A 16,535-nucleotide genomic window follows, 5' to 3' on the forward strand; every position below is an offset into this window, starting at 1 on the left:
CCTGTCCTACGGCCTAACTCCCCATGCGATCCAGAAACTGCTGGCCGAGGGCTTCGTAGTTACCATCGAAATGATGGCCGCCGGAGGTTTTTACGACGGTGGTGTCTTTCAGCGCCGGGTCGGGACAGGCGCTGTCGTCCTCGTCCTCGCCATAGACGCATATGACATTGGCGGCCGGCAGCGCGGCGATCGCCGGCACGATCTGGTAGCCGCTGTCGTCGATGCCGAGCCAGCCGGAAATGGTGACCTGGAACGAGGTCGTCTGGCCCGGCGCCATCAGCGCGATCAGTTTCGTGCGGTCCTGCAAAGGTTTTGGCAGCAGCGGATAGGCGAAGGGGATCGTGTCGGCGCCGAACGAATAGCCGATCAGCATGACCGGCAGTTTCTGGTCCGGATCGGCTTCCTTCAGTATCTCGGCAATGTCAGTGGCGAGTTCCTGCGGCGTGCGTTTGGCCCAGAAATAGTGCAGCGCGTCGAGCCCGACGACATGCACGCCCTGGGTGGAAAGCCATTCGCCAATGGACTTGTCGAGGTCACGCCAGCCGCCGTCGCCGGAGACCAGCACAGCCACTGCCTTGGGCGTGCCTTCCGCCGGCAGGTCGACGGCGGGCAGGTCGCCGAACGGCTGTTCTGCATCGTCGATCTGCGCGACCGCGTCGGCGATCTGCGCCGGCTCGCCGCCGACGTCGACGGCATCGACGGTGATGTCCTGCCGGGCGTGGACGCGGTTCATCGCGTCGTCGAGCGCGTCGGACGGCACGAAAAGATAGGCGGGAGCGGGAACGTCGATGTCGAAACCGTAACTGTATCCGCCATCGTCACGCTTCTTGGAGGAGGCGCCGGGGCAGAAGGGCAGCTTCAGGTCGAGCCGGTTCACGAAGCCGGAGGCGACGGCGCCGCCCAGCGTGTTGGCCGGCGAATCGGCCAGCGCCGCATAGGCGAAGGTCGCCCCCTGCCCCGAGCCGGCGAGGATCGGCGGCAGGTAGGTCTGGATGTCGAGCTGCCGCTGCGCGGTCTGGGCAAGGTCGGTGATCTCGCCGACGACATAGAGGCATTCGCCTGTGTCGGCGTCGAGTTTTTCGGCATAACGCGCGAGGTCGACGGCCAGCACCAGGTCGCCTTGCGCCGTCAGCGCATCGACCGCCGCGTCGTCCGAGGCCTGCCAGCCGCCACGGTCCGACAGATAGACGACCAGCGCCGTGGGGGGACTGTCGGGCGCGTGGATCGGGATATTCTCCAGCCGTCCGGCGGAAACCGTCTGCGCGCCAGGCGCGGCCGCCTGGGCAAAGGCGGGGGCGGCCAGCGCCAGGCCTGCGCCGACCGCGGTAAGGACGACGGGAAGGAGAAGAATGTTCATCGCTTGAATATCCTGATCGGATTGCCGGAGATGAGGTTCGTCACGTCGACCAGCACCTGCGGCAGGGCGAGGCCGTTCGGGCAGGCGAGGTATTGCGGTGTCCAGACGGGGTCGAACTTCTGCTTGAAGGCACGCAGCCCTTCGAAATTGTAGAACTCGTCGCCACGCCTGTAGATGAAGGTGCCGATGCGGTTCCAGGTGGAGGCCAGCGGGTGGTCGGCAAGGCCGGCCAGCGGCGCGGCGCCGAGGTTGAACCAGCGATAGCCCTCGGCCTTGCCGTAGAGCAGCAGCTTTGCGAACAGCGCATCCATCAGGATCTTCGAGACGCCATGGCGGTAGCGCATGAGATCGACCGACAGTTCGCTCATGCTGCCGCTGCGCCAAAGATTGGCGAAGGCGACGATTTCCTTATCCCGGCGGATCACGGCGCAGTCGAATTCGCTGAGATAACTTTCGTCGAAGCGGCCGAGCGAAAAACTTTTCTCGCGGCCCGCCTTGGTGGCGAGCCAGGCATCGGAGACGGCGCGCAGATCCGGCAGGATGGCCCGCACCTCGCCCTTGGGCACGACGGAGAATTTTAGCCCCTCGCGTTCCGCCCGCTTCTCGGCATAGCGGAAATCCTGCCGCGCCGCGCCCTGCAGCGAGAATTGCGCAAGGTCGACGCGCGCCACTTCACCCGTCTTCAGGATCGCCAGGCCGAGGTCGAGATAGGTGGTGAGCAGGTCGGGGCCGATCGCATAGAAGACGGCGCGCGCGCCGGCGCGGTCGGCCGCCTCGGCGAACTGCCAGACCAGCCCACGCGCCGCCTCGGGCTCGCCGACCGGGTCGCACAGCGTGATCCAGCTGCGGCCGGCAATCCCATACATGACGAAGGCCTTTTCGTCCGGCGACAGCATGAACCTTTTGTCGCCGAGCAGCGCCAGAGCCGGATGGGTATCGCGGCTTTCGGCGATCAACCGGCGGACGGCATCCGGAACAGGCTGCGGCGCCCTGGCCGCGCGGGGCAAATGCGGCCGGTTGATCAGCGCGTCGCCGGAAAGGGCGGCTGCGACGATGACGAGGACCAGCGTGGCGCGCAGGAAACGCGGCGCGTCGCCGCCCCAGGCAAACTCCCACCACAGCGACGACTGGTACTCGACATGGCGATAGGCGAGGAAACCGATCAGCGTCAGCACGGCGAGCACGATGACGATCAGCGCCAGCCAGGTCGGCGTCGGCCGGAACGAGCGCCAGTTGCCTTTTCGATAAAACACCTTCGGGTATGCAAACAGGAGCCCGGCGACGAGCATGAGGATGGTCGCCTCCTCCCAGTCCAGCCCCTTGAGCAGCGAGAAGGAGGCGCCCGCCGCCAGCAGCAGGATCGAGACGATGCGGGCCAGTGCGATGCGCCGGTAGAGCCCGCGCGCCAGCACGATCAGCGCCAGGCCGACGAGGCTCGCCAGCAGGTGCGACGCCTCGGCGAAGGGCAGTGGCAGCACGTCGCTCAAAAAGCCGATGCGGTCGTTTTCGGCCGGCAAATTGCCCGAAAGCAGCAGCACCACCCCGCCGCAGAACACCAGGGTCGCCGAGAGCGGGGCCACGATCGGCCGCACGATCGAGGCGGCGCGGCCGGAGACCGAAAGCACGGCGGCGCGCGCCCGGTAGGTCTCGAAGACGAGCAGGGCGACGCCGGCGAAAGCGAGCGGGATCGCGTAATAAACCAGGCGGAAGACGATCAGCGCCGCCACGACATCCGGCCGCGTGCCCGCGCCCAGACCGACCAGGATCGTCGCCTCCAGCACGCCCAGCCCGCCCGGCGCATGGCTGAGCACCCCGGCGGCGATCGCCGCGACGAACAGCAGCAGGAATGTCGCGAAGCCGGGCGCGACATCGGCCGGCAGCAGCACGTAGAGCGCGCCGGCGGCGGCTGCGATGTCGACGGCGCCGACAAGGATCTGTGCGAACGCGCTGCCGGCGGAGGGCAGCGGCAGGCGCCATCCGAACAGCCCCACTTCCCGTTCGCCGCCGGCCAGCCAGAGCAGGAGGGCGGCGACCGCCAAAAGGATCGCGCCGCCGATCAGGCGGTCGGCGATGGGCGACAGGCTTTTCAGCAACGCGACGCCTGCCGGGTCGATGACCAGCGCCAGCCCGGCCAGTACAACGATGCCGGAGCCGAAGGTGAGGAAGGAGACGCCGACGATGCGGCCGACATCCGCCGCGTCCAGCCCGGCGGACTGGTAGATGCGGTAGCGCACCGGGCCGCCGATGAAGACGTTGAAGCCTATGGCATTGGAAATGCCGTAGCCGATCATGCCGGCGAAGGCGGCCAGCCTGTCCGGCACCCGGCCGGGGGCGACGCGCCGCGCCGCCATCACGTCGTAAAGCGCCATCGCCGCGAAGCTGACGACGGTCAGCGCCAGCGACTGGACGACCGCGCCGGGCATGGTCGCGGCCAGCGCGGCGGAGATGTCGTCGAGGTGCACGCGGCCGGTGATCTGATGGATGACCACGAGCGCCACGACCACGAGCGCCGCGCCGAACATCGGGCCGAGCACGCGCGGCTCCAGCAGGCCCACCAGGAACTGCTGGATGCTCCTCTGGCCGCGCGCTTCCTCGACGGTCGTCTCCGCCTGCTGCATGTCTTTTTCCAATCCCGATCGCGGGAGGCCGTTCAGGCGCGCGCCATGGCGGCGAGACGCCACCGCGGGCCGGAGCCCCTCGACGATGCAGAACCCTGCCGGACTGAAACGACGCCGGCGGCCGCTGCGATATGTGACATGACGTCCCCGATCATCGGCCGGGCGCCGCGCACGCGGTGCCAATCATCGCGGGCGAGGCCGGTTGACCGCATTGGCGCGGGTTCCCGCTGTCCGGCTTCCGCAATGAGAACTAGAGCCGTATCGGGGGCTTTTCAAATAACGGAAAAATAATGTGAAAGCCGCTTGAACAAGCCACAATTGCCGCAGGTCGGCGGCAATTGTGGCGGAACGTGCCATAAGCATTAACGAAAGGCCCGGCTTGCGGACCGGGCGGCAGTCTCCGACGGGCAAAACCCTATTCCAGCGCGAACGAGCCCTGCCTAACGTCACCGTCGCGCACATAGGTGCTGATGACCACGCCGGTGGTCGAGGCCTTGCTGTCGACGAGCTTCATGGCGCCGGAGAGCGAGCCCTCGCCGAACATGCGCTTGCCGCCGCCCAGCACCACCGGAAATATCCACAGACGGTATTCGTCGATCAGGTCATTCTTCAGCAAAGTCTGGATCAACTGGCTGCTGCCCTGGATGAGCAGGTCGGGACCGTCCTGCTGCTTCAGCTTCGTAGCGCCGGCAGCGGCATCTTCGCCGAGCCACTCGGAGTTCTGCCAGTCGAGAGTCTTCGGTGTCGAGGTGGCGACGTATTTGGTGATCGCATTGAATTTCTGGCCGATCGGATCGTCCTCGGGCACGCGCGGCCAGTGGGCGGCGAAAATGTCGTAGGTTTTTCGTCCGAGCAACAGGTCGAAGGGTTTGCCCATGGCCTCGCCCATCACGCCGCCCATCATCTCGTCCCAGTAATGGAAGGTCCAGCCGCCGAACGCGAAGCCGCCATCCGTATCCTCTTCCGGGCCGCCAGGCGCCTGCATGACGCCGTCGATGCTCAGGAAGGTGGCTGCGATAACTTTTCTCATCGAATTTCTCCCGAAAGGTCACGTCGCTTCACCTGACGCCCCTCGGCAATGCATTGGCATCCCGCCTCCCCTGTGGCCAGGCGGCGAACCGCAGGATTATCGCGGAAGTAGCGCAAAATGAAGTCGATCCGAGGACGAGGCAACGGACCGCAAACCGACAGCGATTGCGCGATTTTTTGCAGGCGTCGTGTTTACCCGACCTGGCTACCCGTCGGGCTTGTGTGGGATCGGTGTCGCATAAGGGCTACTCGCGAACAGCACGGATCATCCCCAGGCCGCGGAAAATCCGCGCTGGCGGTCGATGCTTCGCCTTTGGCGTCCGGGGTCGCGCGGTCAGGACGTGTTCGGTTTCTCCATCGCCCACTGCGCCAGCCCGTGAACGACCTCCAGAACGTCCTGAACCTCGTGGGTGGATTTTGGCCGCCAGCCCGGCGGCCGGCCCGGTTTTAGCGGCCATAGGCGGGGAGCCCGCGCCGCTTTGCCGGTTCGCTTGAATGGCGCGATTCCTGCGTCTCGGCGCTGCTTTTCCTTCGCGGCCGCCGCCGCGTTGCGCGCCCGCCAGCGAGCGAAGCGTCTGGCCTGCCCCGGCAAATCGTCGAGGGCGGCGGCCAGCGCCTGCAGCCGCAGGGAAATCCGCGTTGCGTCGACCGGATCGTCGCCGGGGAGGCGGCGGAACGGCATGCCGGACGGCGCGCCGCCGGCCGCCACCGGCCATGGGCGGACACTCCAGGGCCGCAGCGGATCGAACAGCGGCAGGCTGAGCTTTTTCGGGCGGGCGGCGCGGCGTTCGGCGGCACGCCGGGCAGCAGCAGCGCGCCTCAGTTCAGCACGCGACACGGTGACGGCGATGCCGAAGCCGCGCAACAGCGGCTCGATGGGTTTCGGCGTCGGTTTTCGCGGACGCGCTGGCGGCAAGGTCACCACCAGGCCGCGCGCGGCCACGATGATCAGCCGCCGCACCGCCGCTTCGGCTGGTCGCAGCAGTTTTGCGATAGCGCGATGCAGGTTTCGGGGAAGGGTGAGCGCCGGGGACAGTCTGCTTTTTTCCGCTTGCGAAAACCCTGAAGCGGCTGCGTCCTTCTGCCGAAAGAAAGGAAACGGTCCCCCATCGCCAAGCCCGGCCATGGCGACGAGCATGGCCAGCACGCGCTTCAGCGCTTCCCGGTTCTTGTCGATTGCTGCAGTCCAGTCCATCGCCGCTTCCTTCCAGCACAGGCGATTGGGATTATTGCTCGGGTTGGAAGGGGTGGGGGAATTTCTCGGGGAAATAGTCCTGACGGATGCTGACAACGACGGTGGCTGACTATCTGCTTGAAGAAGCTATCCCGTGCAATTCCAGCGTCTTGCCATGGGCGCTTTGCCTCGACCGTTGGCGCCGCCCCTCACTGTACTGCCGGACATCTCTCCCCGTGAGAACGGGGCGAGAGGGCCAGGCTTCACCGATTTCGCCAACCTTGACCGTTGGAGATTTGCGAAGAAGTTGCGGCAGGCCGTCCTCGCCCCGTCCTTCACGGGGAGAGGGTCCGAAGGACGCAGGCAGGTGAGGGGCGGCGCGGACAGTCAAGGCAAATACGCCGACATTCGCAGCCGATCCAACGGTGACATTCAATCGCACCGTGATCCGTTTGCGAAGGCGGGCCTGCTATCAAGTCTTCGACCCCATGCGCCGCCGGCAGAAGCCAAACCGGTGCGGTATCAGCCCGCCTCGCGCAAACGCTCGGCCGCCTGCAGGTCGACCGAGACCAGCGTGCTCACACCTTGCTCGGCCATGGTGACGCCGAACAGCCGGTTCATACGCGCCATGGTGATGGGATTGTGGGTGATGACGACGAAGCGCGTCTCGGTGGTGCGCGCCATCTCGTCCATCAGGTTGCAGAAGCGCTCGACATTGTGGTCGTCCAGCGGTGCGTCGACTTCGTCGAGCACACAGATCGGGGCGGGGTTGGTCAGAAACACCGCGAAAATCAAGGCCATGGCGGTCAGGGCCTGCTCGCCGCCGGACAGCAGCGTCATGGTCTGCGGCTTCTTGCCGGGCGGACGGGCGAGGATTTCGAGGCCGGCTTCCAGCGGGTCTTCCGACTCGATCAGCTGCAACTCGGCGGTGCCGCCGCCGAACAGATGGGTGAACAGCCGCTTGAACTGCTCGTTGACGACATCGAAGGCGGCCAGCAGCCGCTCGCGGCCCTCGCGGTTGAGGCTCTGGATCGCCTGTCTTAGTTTGCGGATCGCCTCGATGATGTCCTCGCGCTCGGAAACGATCGCCTCCAGCCGCTCGGAGAGTTCGCGCTGCTCCTCCTCGGCCCGGAGATTGACCGCGCCCAGCCGCTCGCGCTCGACCTTCAGCCGGTCGAGCTGGCGCTCCACTTCCGCGACTTCCGGCAGCCGGGCGTCGGGCTCCAGCCCGGTCAGCCGGATGACCAGATGCGGCGGCGTGTTCAGCGCGTCCTGGATCCGCGTCTCGATCTCGCGGCGGCGGTCGTCGGCGGCGGTCAGCCGCTCCTCCGCCCGGCCGCGATCTTCGCGCGCATTGGCAAGCATCTGGATCGCCTCGGTGGCTGCCTTGTCCAGCGCGACCTGCTTGCTTTCGGCGACCTGCAACGTGTCGGAAGACTGCTTGCGCGCCTCGTCGGCCTTGGCAAGTTCCGAAAGCAGCGCCCGGCGCCGCTGGTCGAGCTCGTCCGGTGCGTCGGCGATTTTCTCGCGCTCGGCATCGGCTTCGGCACGCCGGTCCGTCAGCGATTTTATCTGCATGTCGGCGTTTTCGGCACGGTTCTTCCAAGTGGTCCGCTCGACGGAAATCGCTTCCAGCCGGCGCACCCGCGCCGCCGCCTCGCGCTTCAATCCATCGAACACCGCCCTCGCATCGGCAACGGCGGCCCGGTCACGCGAAACGGTCTGCACCGCCTGGTCGAACCTTGCCTGCAAGGCGGAAACGTCCGGCTGCGCGGCGCGGCGCGCCTGCGTCTCGGTGACGGCGGCCCCGGCCTCGGCAAGGTCGGCGCCGACCCGCGCCTGCGCCTCATCCAGCGCCGCGCGCCGGCTGACCAGTTCGCCGGAGGCGCGCTCGGCCCGCGCCAGCGCGTCTCGTGCCTCGCCGACCAGGCGCTGGGCGTTGCGCCAGGCGTCGCGCGACTGCCTTTCGGCCTCGACCTTGGCTTTCACGGACGCCTCGGCGGCGGCGAGCGCGGCTTCCGTCGCCTTGACCCGATCCGCCGACTGGCGCGCCTCGCCCTCCAGTTCGAGCAGCCGGTTCTTCTGTGCCAGCCGCTGCGCGGCGGCGGTGGGCGCATCGGCGCTGGCGACAAAACCATCCCAGCGCCACAGCGCGCCCTTGCGGCTCACCAGCCGCTGCCCAGGCCTGAGCTGGCCTTGCAGGCGCAAGCCGTTGGCGTCCTCGACGATACCGATCTGCGCCAAACGGCGGGCAAGCTGCGGCGGGGCACGAACGACCGCCGCCAGGCTGGAAACACCCTCGGGCAAAGCCGGATCGCCTTCGGCGACCGCGCTCTCGCCCCAGTGCGCCGGCGCGCGGGCATCCAGCGGCGCGTCGAGGTCTTCACCCAGCGCGGCGCCCAAGGCCGTCTCGAAACCCCGGTCGACCGCGATCTGTTCGAGCACCGCGGGGAAACGCCCGCCGCCGCCGGCATTCAATATCTTCGCCAGCGTGCGTGCCTCGGTCTCGATGCGGGCAAGGGCCGCGCGCGCCTCCTGCACCGGCGGCCGCGCCGTGGTTTCGATCGTGCGCGCCTGTGCCACCGCCGTCTCGGCGGCGCCCGCCGTCTTCTCGGACGCATCGGCGGCGGCAATGGCCGCGTCGACCAGCTTGCGCTTTTCGGCGGGATCGGCCAGCGCGCCGATTCTTGCAGCGATGTCGGCCGCATCGCGCGAAATCTCGGCCAGCTGGCGCGTGAAACGATCGCGCCGCTCGGTGTGCTCGCGCAGCGCGCGCTCGATCTGGCCGATGGCCGCGCTGGCCTCGGCGCGCTCGGCGGTCAGCGCGGCGAGCGCGCCTTCGCTCAGCACAAGCACCGCCGACGCCCGGTCGAAGATCGCCTGCTTCTCGGCCTCGCGTTCGCCGGTTCCGGCCTCCTCGGCGCGCAGCCCCGCCTCCTCAGTGTCGAGACGGGCAAGCACGTCGGCGTTGTCGCTGATCATCCGCTCCTCGCGGGCGATGTCGGCGGCAAGCTGGTCGAGCCGGCGGGCAAGTTCGGCCTGACGGGCGCGAACACGCCCGGCCTCCTCGTCGAGCTGGGTTCGGGCGATCGACAGGCGCTGGAACGTCGCGGCGGCAGCGGCAGAGGCATCGCGTAGCGCGGGCAGATGATGGGCGCCGATGGCTTGCGCTTTCGCGGCTTCCATCTGCTGGGCAGCGCGCTCGCCGACCAGCGACGTCGCGACGGCAAGCGCGGATTGGGCTTCGCCTTCCTGCGCCTTGGCCGCGGTCCAGCGCAGATGCAGCAGGATCGCCTCGGCCTTGCGGATGTCCGCCGAGAGGTTCTTGAAACGCGACGCCTGGCGGGCCTGGCGCTTCAGGCTTTCGATCTGGGCTTCAAGCTCGCCGACGACGTCGTCGAGGCGTTCGAGATTCTGTTCCGCCGCCTTCAACCGCAGCTCCGCCTCATGGCGGCGGGTGTGCAGGCCGGAAATGCCGGCGGCCTCTTCGAGCAGCGCGCGGCGCGCCTGCGGTTTTGCCTGGATCAGTTCACCGATGCGCCCCTGCCCGACCATGGACGGAGAGCGGGCGCCGGTCGACTGGTCGGCAAAGAGAAGCTGCACATCGCGGGCGCGGGCTTCCTTGCCGTTGATGCGGTAGACGGAACCGGCCTCGCGCTCGATGCGGCGCGACACCTGAAGCTCGTCCGCATCGTTGAACGGCGCCGGCGCGGTGCGGTCGAGATTGTCGAGGAAAAGCGTGACTTCGGCGGTGTTGCGGGCCGGCCGCGTGCCCGAGCCGGAGAAGATGACGTCGTCCATGCCGGACGCACGCATGTTCTTGTAGGAGCTTTCGCCCATCACCCAGCGCAGCGCCTCGACAAGGTTCGACTTGCCGCAGCCGTTCGGCCCGACCACACCGGTCAGGCCGCGCTCGATGACGAATTCGCCGGGCTCGACGAAGGACTTGAAGCCGAGGAGGCGGAGGCGGTTGAATTTCATGCGCGCCAACCACCGGACGCACAAAAGCAGCGGCCGGCAGGCGCCGGCCGGAAGATACGATCAGAGCATGCCGTCGATGACCGCCGACATTTCCTCAATCGACAAAGCTCCCTTGTACTGCTTCCCGTTGATGAAGAAGGTGGGGGTCGAGTCCACGCCGAAATCCTTGGTTCCGCGCTCACGCACGGCCCTGATGTCGTCCAGAAGTTTCTGGTCCGTCAAGCAGGCCTCGAACTTCTCCTGTGTAAAACCGGCGAGTTTCGAGATCTGCAGCAGTGCGGTGCGGGCATCCTGCGCCCCAGCCCAGTTCTGCTGCTGCTTGAACAGCACGTCGACCATCGGGAAATAATTGTCGTTGGAGCAGCGCGCCAGCATGAAACCAGCCTCGGCGCGCGGATCGAACGGGAATTCGCGCAGGATCAGACGCGCCTTGCCGGTGTCGATGTATTTGGTCTTCAGCGCCGGCAGCGTCGTCTCGTGGAAATGCGCGCAATGCGGGCAGGTCATGGAAGCGTATTCGACGATGGTCACCGGCGCATCGGCCTTGCCCAGCATCATGTCCGGCAAGGCGCCCGGCTCGAGCAGCTTGGCCATGTCGACGGAGCCGGACGCTTCCGGTGCCTTTGCAGCGGGAGCGGCAGGCGCCGGCGTCGCGGGCGCGGCGGCATCCGCCGGGGCGGCAGGCTGAGCCGGTTCGGCGGGAACGGTTTCGGCCTCGGCCTTGCCGCTGTCGCTGCACGCGGACAGCACCACGCCGGCGGACAGCACCGCGAGCGAGGAAAGGACGGTTCTACGCGACAAGGACCGAAGCATGCGAATCACCTGAACTGTGTTTGGATGATGTGACGGGAATTCACGAAAAAGCGAGAGTTGGCGCGAAATAAGGCATTGCCAGTCCCAATCCAAGCGGGTTCGCAAGGGAAAGCTTCACGAAAGCGCGAGTTGGAGCGGTGCAAGCGGTTCCGGTCACGACTTTCCCGCCCCGGCAACCTCCGGCATCAGCGGCGCAGCGATCCTCTTACCGAGGCGCCGAGACGCTCCAGCGCGGCGCGCAGGCCTTCATCCTCGATCGGCCGAACCTTGGCGGCGATATCGGCCTTTTCGGCGGATGAGAGCGCACGCGGCATGCGGCGCGGCGGCTTGTCGGTCGAAAGCACCGGCTTCTGCACGATGCGGATGCGGTCGACCGCCTCGAAGCCGAGAAACGCATTGACGCGGCCGATGACTTCGCCGGTCTCGTGCTGGAGGTGCAGCGCCGCCAGCCCTTCGCAGGCGACGACCAGCGTCGCCGGGCGGAACGGATCGTCCTCGCCGATACGGCGCGGCCATTGCAGCCTTTCCGGGCGCGATTTCGCGGCGATGCGCGGGCCGACGATCTCTTCCCAGGACTGGACAAGGCCGGTCGACAGGCCGGCGCGCTTGCGCAACACGGGGTCGAGGATCGCGGCGGCGAGATCGCTCACCGGAACCGGATTGCCGAACGGCCTTTTCCCTGCCATGTCCGTTGCTCCAACCTGAGCCAGCCCCAAGCCACGTTCCCGATCGAATGGCAACAGCAAGCCGCAACAATGCACTACCTCGCCCCGTCGACGGGGGTGTCGCTGCGCGGCTGCTCGCCTGGTACGACGATCACCATCGCGACCTGCCATGGCGCGTCTCGCCGGCCGACCTGGCGCGCGGCGTCCGCCCCGATCCCTACCACGTCTGGCTGTCGGAGGTCATGCTCCAGCAGACGACCGTCGAGGCGGTAAAACCGTATTTTCGCGATTTTCTTGTCAAATGGCCGGATGTGAAAGCGCTGGCTGCCGCATCGAACGACGACGTGATGCGGGCCTGGGCCGGGCTCGGTTATTATTCGCGGGCGCGCAATCTGAAAGCCTGCGCCAATCTCGTCGCCACTCTGCCGGACAGCTTTCCCGACAGCGAGGACGGCCTCCGCGCCCTGCCCGGCATCGGCGCCTATACGGCGGCGGCGATCGCGGCGATCGCCTTCGGCCGGCCGGCGGCCGTGGTCGACGGCAATGTCGAGCGGGTGACGGCGCGGCTGTTCGACATCAGGACACCGCTGCCCGAGGCCAAGCCCGAGATCAAGGAGCACGTGGCCACGCTGGTTCCCGTCGCTCGACCCGGCGATTTTGCCCAGGCGATGATGGACCTCGGCGCGACCATCTGCACGCCGAAACGGCCGCGTTGCATGCTCTGTCCGCTGCGCGAGGACTGCCGTGCGGTCCTTTCCGGCGACCCCGAGCTGCTGCCCCTGAAGGCGCCGAAGGGCGACAAGCCGAAGCGGAGCGGCATCGCCTATGTCGCCGTCCGCAGCGACGGCGCCGTACTGATGCGCACGCGGGCAGAAAAAGGCCTGCTTGGCGGCATGACGGAAGTGCCGACGACCGGCTGGAGCGAGGGTCGCGGCGGTCTGGGCGGCGACACCAGGCCGCCCTTCGCAGCAGACTGGCGCAAGGCCGGTTCGATCGAGCACGTGTTCACGCATTTCGCGCTTGACCTCGAGGTCCGCCGGGCGGACCTCGGCCGGGCGGCCGCGCCCGCCGGTCATCGCTGGGTCGCCGCCGCAGACATTGCCGGCGAGGCTTTGCCGACCGTCATGAAAAAGGCTATCGAGGCCGCCATCCCCGGCGCGACCAAGAAGCCACGATCCGCAACCTGAGGTTCCTATGAGCGAAATCCGCCATATCGTGTTCGACATCGGCAAGGTGCTGATCCATTACGACCCGGACCTGGCCTTCAGCCGGCTGATACCGGACCATGCGGAACGCAGATGGTTCTTCGACAATGTCTGCACGCCGGACTGGAACATCGAGCAGGACCGCGGCCGCACCTGGGAAGAAGCGGAGGCGCTGCTTATCGCCAAGCATCCCGCACATGAGGACAGCATTCGCAGCTTCCGCCGCAACTGGCACGAGATGGTGCCGCATGCCTATGACGACAGCGTCGGGATCATGGAAGGGCTGATCGACAACGGCCACGACGTCACCATGCTGACCAATTTTGCATCCGACACGTTCGTCGAGGCTCAGGAGCGGTTCGCGTTTCTCAAGCGGCCTCGCGGCGTGACAGTTTCCGGCGAAGTGCGCATGATCAAGCCGGAGCGTGGCATCTACGAACACCATGCCGCGACGTTCGGGCTGGAGCCAATGGCCTCGCTGTTCATAGACGACAGCCAGAAGAATGTGGACGGTGCGATCGCGGCGGGGTGGCAGTCCGTGCTGTTTACGGACGCCGCAAAGCTGCGCAGTGACCTTTCCGAACGGGGTATTTCGGTATGAACGATCCGGTCGACGTGCTACGGCGCTTCCACGACGCCGTCAACGCCCAGGACTTTGTGGCCATCGAAGGCTTTTTCGCCGACGATGCGACCTACGGCTCGATCAAGGTCGGCGCGCTGCAAGGCAAGCCGGCGATCCTGGCGGCGTTCCGCAAATACTTTTCGGAGTATCCCGACCAGGTCGCGCATGACGACAGCTTCGAAAAACTCAGCGAGGCATCGGCCAGATCGAGCTGGCATCTGGATGCGACCAGCGCGACGACCGGCGAAAAGCTGATCCGCAAGGGGCAGGAGACGATTTTCCTCAATGCCGATGGGAAGATCGCGCGGGTCGATGTGGAGGATGCCTAGGAATCCGGGGACAGTTTACTTATTTCCGCTTGCGCAAGCCATTGAAATGCTTCGACGCTTCTGCGGAAATAAGTAAACTGTCCCCGGATTTCTACGCCCCTGCCCGCTCCATGCCGAGCCGGGCGATGCGGCGCAACTCGTCGATCGTCGTCAGCCCGCCATTGCGTTCGTAATGCCAGAAGGTCCAGCCGTTGCACGCGTCGAGGCCCTGCACTTCGGCGCCGATCTTGTGGATCGAACCGACGCGGTCGCCGGCCGCCACGGTGCCGTCAGCACGCACCTTCGCCACCCAGCGCTTTCGCGAATCGTAGAGGAACATGCCGGGGCGCACGATGCCGGCGTCGATCAGGCTGACGAAGGCGACGCGCGGCTCGGCGCGCTTGCCGGTCATGACCGAGAGGTCGCCGGCGGCCATCGGCACGACCGCGTCGATGCGCTCGCGGGCCGCATCGATATAGCTTTGCTCGCGCTCGACGCCGACGAAATGGCGGCCGAGGCGCTTCGCCACCGCGCCTGTCGTGCCGGAGCCGAAGAACGGGTCGAGGATGACGTCGCCGGGTTTCGTCGAGGCCAGCATGATGCGGGCCAGCAGCGCCTCGGGCTTTTGCGTCGGATGCAGCTTGTCGCCCTTCTCGTCCTTCAGCCGCTCCGAGCCCGTGCAGATCGGGAACAGCCAGTCGGACCGCATCTGCACGTCGTCATTGGCCGCCTTCATCGAGTCGTAGTTGAAGGTGTAGCCCTTGGCGCTGGCGTCGCGCGAGGCCCAGATCATGGTCTCGTGGGCGTTCTGGAAACGGCGGCCGCGGAAATTGGGCATCGGGTTGGTCTTGCGCCAGACGATGTCGTTGAGGATCCAGAAGCCCAGATCCTGCATGATCGCGCCGACGCGGAAAATGTTGTGGTAGGAGCCGATCACCCAGATCGTGCCGCTCGGCTTCAGCACGCGACGCGCCGCCAGCAGCCAGGCGCGGGTAAAGGCGTCGTAGGCGGCAAAACTCTCGAACTGGTCCCAATGGTCGTCGACCGCGTCGACCTTGGACTGGTCGGGGCGGTGCAGGTCGCCGTTGAGCTGGAGGTTGTAGGGCGGGTCGGCGAAGATCGCGTCGACCGATTTTTCGGGCAGCCGATCGAGCGCGGCGACGCAGTCGCCCTTGATGATCGTGTCCCGCCAGGCTGCCTCCCCCGCTTGAAAGGACGGGGCGGCAAAGGACTGCAAGGCTAGCATGCTGTTACCCGAAAACGCTGACTGTTTACTGACCGTTATGGTTACCGGTTCGCGTAAATTTTTAGTGAAGCGGGATAGCGATTTACGATTGCGGCGGAGCCGAATTTGCTGATCAACGGCGCTTAGTGTATGCCGCGCCCGCAAAGCGCAGACCGCGCGCCCCCTCCTTCGCAATCCGGACGTCATGACCAAGCCAGACCTCGTTATTTTCGACTTCGACGGAACGCTCGTCGATTCCGAGATCATCGCCGCCCGCATCGAGGCCGACCTGCTGACCAAGGCCGGCTTTCCGATCACCGGCGAGGAACTCAGCGAACGCTATGCCGGCCTGACCTTCAAGGACATCATGCTGCGGATCGAGGAGGAGTCGCATGTGCCGCTGCAGGCTTCGCTGATCGGCGAGGCGGAAGTGCTGGTCGACCGCCGCCTGCGCGCCGACGTGCGGCCGATCGAAGGGGCCGTGGCCGCTGTCGCCGGTCTCCAGTCGCCCAAGTGCATCTGCTCAAACTCGCGCACCGACCGCATCCGCTTCATGATGGAGAAATGCGGGCTAGACCGGTTCTTCGGCAAGGACGACGTGTTTTCCGCACTGAGCACGCCGAGCGGCAAGCCGAAGCCGGCGCCGGACGTCTTTCTTCACGCGGCGCAGCACTACGGCGCCGATCCGGCCAACACCTTCGTCGTCGAGGATTCAGTGCACGGCATCCATGGCGCCAAGGCAGCCGGCATGCGGGTGATCGGCTTTACCGGCGCCGCGCATTCCTATCCGGGCCACGCCGACATGCTGACCGATGCCGGCGCGGAAACCGTCATCCGGCGCTGGGCGGATTTTGCCGGCGTGGTGGCGGCGCTGTCGGAATGGTCGGACGCCTGAGACTTGGCTCCCGAGAGACGCCGCAGGCTATTCGGCGTCCGCCGCCTTCTTCTTCGGCGGACCTTCGTCGAAGCCTGCATAGATGCGGATGTTGCGGACCGTCGGGTCGGGCAGGCTGATGTTCGGGTCGTTGACGAGGAATTGCGTGGCGGCCGTGGGGTCGGTGACGGAAACCTGATGCTTTTTCAGTTCCGAATAGACGATCGTCTCGCCCTGGATGACGACCACCCGAATCGGCATGGTGATCGTGCCCGACACGCCGGCCGGACCCGGGACGACCTTGCCGGCCACGGCAACGTTGAGGTTCAACATGCCGTTGGAGCGCGTGCAGCTTCTGGTTACGTCCGCGATCGACGCCTGATAGGACAGTTTGCTCGGATCGTCCTGCCCGCCCTTGGCATAGCTGTTGAAGTAGGCAGTCCCGTCGCGCAGATTGACCAGCGGGCAATAGCCGCGCAATTCGCTTTCCAGCACCTTCTCGGTGGGAGGCTTCGGCGTATCCTTGCTGCCCCCTCCAAGAACCGTTCCGCTGTCGCCGGACTGGCAGCCCGCGACGGCGAGCATAAAGCCGGCAATCAACAGGCCCGGCAAGATATGACGATCAGCCAAACGAAACTCCCTCTGCTGCTCTTCACACGCGCAA

13 protein-coding genes are annotated in these 16,535 nt (G+C 66.5%); 4 read left to right on the plus strand and 9 right to left on the minus strand.

The window, feature by feature from the left end; translation table 11 throughout:
* Positions 1-13: 13 nt before the first annotated feature.
* The 7 genes from ACSBOB_RS24295 to ACSBOB_RS24325 all read right to left on the minus strand — a co-directional run bounded on the left by ACSBOB_RS24295 (position 14) and on the right by ACSBOB_RS24325 (position 11,658).
* Complete coding sequence (locus tag ACSBOB_RS24295) at positions 14-1,357, minus strand: virulence factor family protein (RefSeq protein WP_442578625.1); 1,344 nt, start codon at positions 1,355-1,357, stop codon at positions 14-16.
* A complete protein-coding gene (gene mprF, locus ACSBOB_RS24300; protein WP_442578626.1) occupies positions 1,354-3,975 on the minus strand; it encodes a bifunctional lysylphosphatidylglycerol flippase/synthetase MprF in 2,622 nt (873 codons plus the stop codon). Before mprF ends, ACSBOB_RS24295 begins: the two co-directional genes overlap by 4 nt.
* Before the next feature lie 415 nt (positions 3,976-4,390).
* Positions 4,391-5,005 (minus strand): dihydrofolate reductase family protein, encoded by a 615-nt coding sequence (locus ACSBOB_RS24305; protein ID WP_442578627.1) that lies wholly within the window; start codon positions 5,003-5,005, stop codon positions 4,391-4,393.
* A 333-nt stretch (positions 5,006-5,338) separates the two neighbouring features.
* Positions 5,339-6,199: a hypothetical protein gene (locus ACSBOB_RS24310; protein ID WP_442578628.1), complete on the minus strand. Its 861-nt coding sequence runs from the start codon at positions 6,197-6,199 to the stop codon at positions 5,339-5,341.
* 501 nt (positions 6,200-6,700) lie between these two features.
* Positions 6,701-10,159, minus strand: coding sequence for a chromosome segregation protein SMC (smc, locus tag ACSBOB_RS24315; RefSeq protein WP_442578629.1), 3,459 nt, complete (start codon positions 10,157-10,159; stop codon positions 6,701-6,703).
* A 60-nt stretch (positions 10,160-10,219) separates the two neighbouring features.
* Entirely contained in the window at positions 10,220-10,972 is a 753-nt protein-coding gene (locus ACSBOB_RS24320) for a DsbA family protein (protein WP_442578630.1), read from the minus strand.
* Between the two features lie 185 nt (positions 10,973-11,157).
* Positions 11,158-11,658 carry a DUF721 domain-containing protein gene (locus ACSBOB_RS24325; RefSeq protein WP_442578631.1) on the minus strand — a complete coding sequence of 167 codons (501 nt, stop codon included), beginning with the start codon at positions 11,656-11,658 and terminating at the stop codon, positions 11,158-11,160.
* 47 nt (positions 11,659-11,705) lie between these two features.
* On the opposite strand from ACSBOB_RS24325, the gene ACSBOB_RS24330 reads away from it, so the two are divergent.
* From ACSBOB_RS24330 to ACSBOB_RS24340, 3 genes are read left to right on the plus strand one after another with little or no spacing between them, the layout of a single operon-like run.
* Positions 11,706-12,824 (plus strand): A/G-specific adenine glycosylase, encoded by a 1,119-nt coding sequence (locus tag ACSBOB_RS24330; RefSeq protein WP_442578632.1) that lies wholly within the window; start codon positions 11,706-11,708, stop codon positions 12,822-12,824.
* A gap of 7 nt (positions 12,825-12,831) precedes the next feature.
* Entirely contained in the window at positions 12,832-13,443 is a 612-nt protein-coding gene (locus tag ACSBOB_RS24335) for an HAD family hydrolase (RefSeq protein ID WP_442578633.1), read from the plus strand.
* Positions 13,440-13,793: a nuclear transport factor 2 family protein gene (locus tag ACSBOB_RS24340; RefSeq protein WP_442578634.1), complete on the plus strand. Its 354-nt coding sequence runs from the start codon at positions 13,440-13,442 to the stop codon at positions 13,791-13,793. The genes ACSBOB_RS24335 and ACSBOB_RS24340 overlap by 4 nt, the downstream gene beginning before the upstream one ends.
* 91 nt (positions 13,794-13,884) lie before the next feature.
* Here the strand turns inward: ACSBOB_RS24340 and ACSBOB_RS24345 are convergent, their stop codons facing one another.
* The gene (locus tag ACSBOB_RS24345; RefSeq protein ID WP_442578635.1) at positions 13,885-15,018 is read right to left on the minus strand and encodes a site-specific DNA-methyltransferase; all 1,134 of its coding nucleotides are present in this window, start codon (positions 15,016-15,018) and stop codon (positions 13,885-13,887) included.
* A 184-nt stretch (positions 15,019-15,202) separates the two neighbouring features.
* On the opposite strand from ACSBOB_RS24345, the gene ACSBOB_RS24350 reads away from it, so the two are divergent.
* Entirely contained in the window at positions 15,203-15,892 is a 690-nt protein-coding gene (locus ACSBOB_RS24350) for an HAD family hydrolase (RefSeq protein WP_442578636.1), read from the plus strand.
* A gap of 27 nt (positions 15,893-15,919) precedes the next feature.
* Here the strand turns inward: ACSBOB_RS24350 and ACSBOB_RS24355 are convergent, their stop codons facing one another.
* Positions 15,920-16,501 carry a hypothetical protein gene (locus tag ACSBOB_RS24355; protein WP_442578637.1) on the minus strand — a complete coding sequence of 194 codons (582 nt, stop codon included), beginning with the start codon at positions 16,499-16,501 and terminating at the stop codon, positions 15,920-15,922.
* Between the last annotated feature and the right edge of the window lie 34 nt (positions 16,502-16,535).

The organism is Mesorhizobium sp. KACC 23794 (genome assembly GCF_052180275.1).
In the GTDB taxonomy this organism is placed as follows: domain Bacteria; phylum Pseudomonadota; class Alphaproteobacteria; order Rhizobiales; family Rhizobiaceae; genus Kumtagia.

Bases quoted from the DNA above. Each gene is read 5' to 3' on its own strand.
- ACSBOB_RS24335 (WP_442578633.1), top strand. From the start codon at position 12,832: ATGAGCGAAATCCGCCATATCGTGTTCGACATCGGCAAGGTGCTGATC.
- ACSBOB_RS24320 (WP_442578630.1), bottom strand. From the start codon at position 10,972: ATGCTTCGGTCCTTGTCGCGTAGAACCGTCCTTTCCTCGCTCGCGGTG.
- ACSBOB_RS24310 (WP_442578628.1), bottom strand. From the start codon at position 6,199: ATGGACTGGACTGCAGCAATCGACAAGAACCGGGAAGCGCTGAAGCGC.
- smc (WP_442578629.1), bottom strand. From the start codon at position 10,159: ATGAAATTCAACCGCCTCCGCCTCCTCGGCTTCAAGTCCTTCGTCGAG.
- ACSBOB_RS24345 (WP_442578635.1), bottom strand. From the start codon at position 15,018: ATGCTAGCCTTGCAGTCCTTTGCCGCCCCGTCCTTTCAAGCGGGGGAG.
- ACSBOB_RS24350 (WP_442578636.1), top strand. From the start codon at position 15,203: ATGACCAAGCCAGACCTCGTTATTTTCGACTTCGACGGAACGCTCGTC.
- mprF (WP_442578626.1), bottom strand. From the start codon at position 3,975: ATGCAGCAGGCGGAGACGACCGTCGAGGAAGCGCGCGGCCAGAGGAGC.
- ACSBOB_RS24295 (WP_442578625.1), bottom strand. From the start codon at position 1,357: ATGAACATTCTTCTCCTTCCCGTCGTCCTTACCGCGGTCGGCGCAGGC.
- ACSBOB_RS24305 (WP_442578627.1), bottom strand. From the start codon at position 5,005: ATGAGAAAAGTTATCGCAGCCACCTTCCTGAGCATCGACGGCGTCATG.
- ACSBOB_RS24330 (WP_442578632.1), top strand. From the start codon at position 11,706: ATGGCAACAGCAAGCCGCAACAATGCACTACCTCGCCCCGTCGACGGG.
- ACSBOB_RS24325 (WP_442578631.1), bottom strand. From the start codon at position 11,658: ATGGCAGGGAAAAGGCCGTTCGGCAATCCGGTTCCGGTGAGCGATCTC.
- ACSBOB_RS24340 (WP_442578634.1), top strand. From the start codon at position 13,440: ATGAACGATCCGGTCGACGTGCTACGGCGCTTCCACGACGCCGTCAAC.